The 3,957-nt window shown below is 70.3% G+C and carries 5 protein-coding genes; all 5 read left to right on the top strand.

Annotated elements, in window-relative coordinates; all coding sequences use genetic code 11:
- Positions 1–91 precede the first annotated feature (91 nt).
- On the top strand, positions 92–811 hold the full coding sequence (locus RCJ92_RS15255; protein WP_446755040.1) for a response regulator: 720 nt from the start codon (positions 92–94) through the stop codon (positions 809–811).
- Positions 812–913: 102 nt separating this feature from the next.
- The gene (locus RCJ92_RS15250) at positions 914–1,795 is read left to right on the top strand and encodes an ABC transporter ATP-binding protein (RefSeq protein ID WP_446755039.1); all 882 of its coding nucleotides are present in this window, start codon (positions 914–916) and stop codon (positions 1,793–1,795) included.
- Positions 1,792–2,958: an ABC transporter permease gene (locus RCJ92_RS15245; protein ID WP_446755038.1), complete on the top strand. Its 1,167-nt coding sequence runs from the start codon at positions 1,792–1,794 to the stop codon at positions 2,956–2,958. Before RCJ92_RS15250 ends, RCJ92_RS15245 begins: the two co-directional genes overlap by 4 nt.
- A gap of 131 nt (positions 2,959–3,089) precedes the next feature.
- Positions 3,090–3,692, top strand: coding sequence for a hypothetical protein (locus tag RCJ92_RS15240; RefSeq protein WP_446755037.1), 603 nt, complete (start codon positions 3,090–3,092; stop codon positions 3,690–3,692).
- 41 nt (positions 3,693–3,733) lie between these two features.
- A partial coding sequence (locus tag RCJ92_RS15235) for a hypothetical protein (protein WP_446755036.1) occupies positions 3,734–3,957 on the top strand: 224 nt, incomplete at its 3' end.

The following is a 3,957-nucleotide window of genomic DNA, read 5'->3' as shown; positions in this document are numbered from 1 at the left end:
CCCCGGCGCGGCCGCTGCCCCCGGTGCGGTCCCGGGCGGCGGACCCGTCATGGATCCGGGCGCCGGCCCGGCGCGGCAGTAGGCTGAAGGCATGCCTGCTATCCGCGTGGTGATCGCCGATGACCAGCCCCTGATCGTCTCCAGCCTGCAGCTGATCCTGGAAACCGACCCGGGGATCAGCGTGGTGGGCACCGCCGGCACCGGGCGCCAGGCGATCGACACCGCCACCGCCCTGGAGCCGGATGTGGTGCTCATGGACATCCAGATGCCAGAACTCGACGGGATCGCCGCCACCGCCCAGCTCGCCGGCCAGACCGGCGCCAAGATCATCGTGCTGACCACCTTCAACCGCGACGACTACCTGTTCGACGCACTGCAGGCCGGCGCCAGCGGGTTCCTGCTGAAGAACGCCGAACCGGAAATACTCATCCACGCGGTGCACCAGGTCGCGGCCGGGCACGGGCTGCTGGCCCCGGAGGTCACGCTGAAGCTGATCCGCCACCGGCTGCACCCCGCCGCCCACCCCGACCCGGTCCCGCCCACCGGCCCCGGCGTGCACCCCGCCGACGGCGGCGGCACCGCCGCGTCCCGCCCGGTTGCGGAGCAGGCGGTGCTGCAGCGGCTGACCGAACGCGAAACCCAGGTGCTGCGCGCCCTGGCCGGCGGGCAGAACAACCAGGAAATCGCCGCCCAGCTCGGGCTGAGCGAGGCCACGGTGAAAACCCACCTGTCCAACCTGCTGGCCAAGGCCGGGCTGCGCGACCGGGTCCAGGCGGTGCTCTTCGCCCACCGCGCCGGCCTCATCCAATAGTTTCATCCCTGCGCGTGAGCCGTACCGGCCAAAGCCCACCTAGGCTGGAGGGCACAACCCCCACCCCGCCCGCACGGCACGGAACCCAGCCAAGGAGCCCACGTGCTTGAACTGCGAAACATCAGCCGGTCCTTCGCCGAGCACCAGGTGCTGCACGATGTCAGCTTCCAGGTGCCCGCCGGTTCCCTGACCGGCTTCGTCGGCGCGAACGGGGCCGGGAAGACCACCACGATGCGCATCATCATGGGGCTGCTGGCCGCCCACCACGGCACGGTCCGGCTCAACGGCGGCGATCTGGGCGCAGGCACCCGCCGCGGCTTTGGCTACATGCCCGAGGAGCGCGGCCTCTACCCGAAGCAGCCGGTCATCGACCAGCTGGTCTACCTCGGCTCCCTGCACGGCCTGGCCCGCTCCACCGCCCGGCAGCGGGCCATGGAACTGCTGGAACGCTTCGGCCTGGCCGAACGGGCCCGGGCCAAGCTCGAATCCCTGTCCCTGGGCAACCAGCAGCGCGTGCAGGTCACCGCCGCGCTGCTGCACGAACCGCAGGTGCTGGTGCTCGACGAACCGTTCAGCGGCCTGGACCCGCTGGCGGTGGACGCGATGAGCTCCATTCTGCGCGACTACGCCAACCGCGGAGTGCCGATCCTGTTCTCCAGCCACCAGCTGGACCTGCTGGAAAACCTCGTCGACCACCTGGTCATCATCCAGGACGGACGCATCCTGGCCAACGACGCGGCCGGGGCCCTGCGCCGGCGCCACACCGACAAGCACCGGCTGGTGCTGGAGCACGACGCCGGCTGGCTGCGCGAGCACCCCGGGGTCACCGCCCTGGATGTTTCCGGGCCCGAGGCGCTGGTCAGCTTCGCCGACCCCCAGCTGGCCCAGCAGGTGCTCGCCGAGGCGATGCGCCGCGGCGCCGTCCACGAATTCGCCACCCACCGCCCCACCCTGGCCGCCATCTACCGGGAGATCATCCGATGAGCACCACCCCCGCCTGGCTGACCGTGACCCTGCGCGAAGTCGAGACCAAGGTCCGCGACAAGGCGTTCATCATCTCCACCCTGATCACGGTCGGGCTGATCGTCGGCTCCATCGCGCTCTCCGGGTTCCTGGCCAACCGCACCAGCACCTACACGGTGGCCGGCGCCGACCAGCCCAGCCTGCGGGTGCTGGAGCACGCCCAGCAGACCCAGCCGCAGGACGTGGACCTCTCGGTGCAGAACCTGCCCGACGACCAGGCCCGCCAACAGCTGGAGGCCGGCACCCTGGACGCGGTGCTGCACTCCAGCGGCCCCGGGAAGTTCACGCTCACCGGTGGCGAAGAGGTGCCCGCCAAGCTGCGCAGCCTGCTGGACACCTCCGTCGAGCAGGTGCTGACCGCCGAGCTGCTCAGCAGTGCCGGCATCGATCCGGGGCAGCTGCCGGCGGACACGGCGCTGAGCGTCACCCTGCTGCAGGGGGACGCCGAACGCAACTCGATGATCCAGGCCATGGCGTTCGTCTTCTCCTTCCTGTTCTACATGGCCGCACTGATCTTCGGGATGCCGATCGCCAACTCCGTGATCGAGGAGAAGCAGAACCGGGTGGTGGAGATCCTGGCCAGCACGATCCGGCTACGCGAACTGCTGGCCGGGAAGATCATCGGCAACGTCATCCTGGCCCTGGGCCAGCTGCTGATGTTCCTCGGGGTGGGGCTGCTGGCCGCCTGGCTGGCCCCCATCGAGATCCCGTTCCTGGGCGTCGTCTTCCAGGTGGCGACCTGGTTCGTCGTGTTCTTCCTGGCCGGGTTCCTGGTGCTGGCCGGATGCTGGGCCGCGCTGGGTGCCCTGGCCACCCGCACCGAGGACCTGCAACAGTCCTCCGGGCCGGTGGTCACGGTGCTGATCGGCATCCTGTTCATCGGCCTCTACGCCAAGGGCACGGTGCTGGTGATCGCCTCCTACGTGCCGATCGTCTCCTCCGTGGCCATGCCCATCAGGCTGCTGACCGGGCAGGTGCCCTGGTTCGAGCCGGTGCTCTCACTGCTGGTGGCGCTCGCGTTCTGCTGGGTGGTGCTGGTGTTCGCGGAGAGGATCTACCGCCGCGCGGTGATGCACACCGGCGGGGCGCTGACCCTGCGCAAGGCGCTGAAGCTCGAGGAGTAGCCCGCCCGGGGCAGGGCCAAACCCAACGCCTGCACCCAACGCCTGCACCCAGCACCGGCACAGCCACGGGCGCTAGGCTGTTCGGTGGAGAATTTCCCGATCCCGCCCAGAACCCAAGGAGCCAACGGCCCGTGAGCCCTACCACCCGACGCGTGGACCTGCCCGCCAAGCACATCCTGATCTGGCTGGTGCTGCTGGCCGGGCTGATCGCCAACAGCATGCTCAGCCTGGTTCACCTCTCCTTCGGCGGCAGCGGCCTGCTGGTGGTGAGCCTGTGGGCGGTGCGCCTGGTCGTGCTCGGCGCCTGCTGGCTGCTGCCGGCCCCACGCACCGCCAAGGCCTGGGGGCTCGGGTTGATCCTGGGGTTCCTGGTGCTCGACGCGCTGCTCAAGGCTCCGGTGCTTGGCCACATCGAATACGGGGACTGGTTCCTGGCCCGCGCCTTCGACCTGACCGGGCAGTACGCCGGCTACCTGGGCTTCTGCGGGTTCCTCTTCCCGCTGCTGCTGCTCACCGGCTGGTTCATCTTCCGCACCCGCCAACTGGCCGGCTGGCTGACCGGGTTCGCCGCCAGCCTGCTGCTGAGCTGGGCGATGCTGGCGGCCAGCAACTCCGAACAGGCCACCACCACGCTCTTCGTGCTGCTCGGGGTTGCCCGCTACGTGCTGCCGGCCTGGTTGGCGGCCGCCGCCGACGCGGTGGCCGCGCGCCGCGGGTTATCCACAAAACCCTAGCCCCCACCGGCGCCCGCTGGCCGGCGGGGCACACTGGGGACATGACCACCACGGAACTGGCCGCGAGCCTGAACGGGATGCAGCGGGTGCTGGCACAAGTCACCGGCAACGCCTCCCCGGTGGTGCCCGAAAACGACGGGACGCTGCTGCGTTCCCTGCTCACCCACGGCCGCCAGCTGCTCAGCTCCCTGCGGGAGGCGCTGGCCGCCACCACGGATCCCCGGCTGGCCCTGGAGCTGGCCACCGCGGCCCGGGAACTGCAAAA

The sequence above is a fragment of the Glutamicibacter sp. BSL13 genome (assembly GCF_052928425.1).
Note: the sequence above shows the minus strand (reverse complement) of the source record. Positions and strands in the feature narration are given on the sequence as shown.

Coding starts and splice junctions, on each gene's coding strand:
- RCJ92_RS15255 (WP_446755040.1), top strand. CDS start 92: ATGCCTGCTATCCGCGTGGTGATCGCCGATGACCAGCCCCTGATCGTC.
- RCJ92_RS15245 (WP_446755038.1), top strand. CDS start 1,792: ATGAGCACCACCCCCGCCTGGCTGACCGTGACCCTGCGCGAAGTCGAG.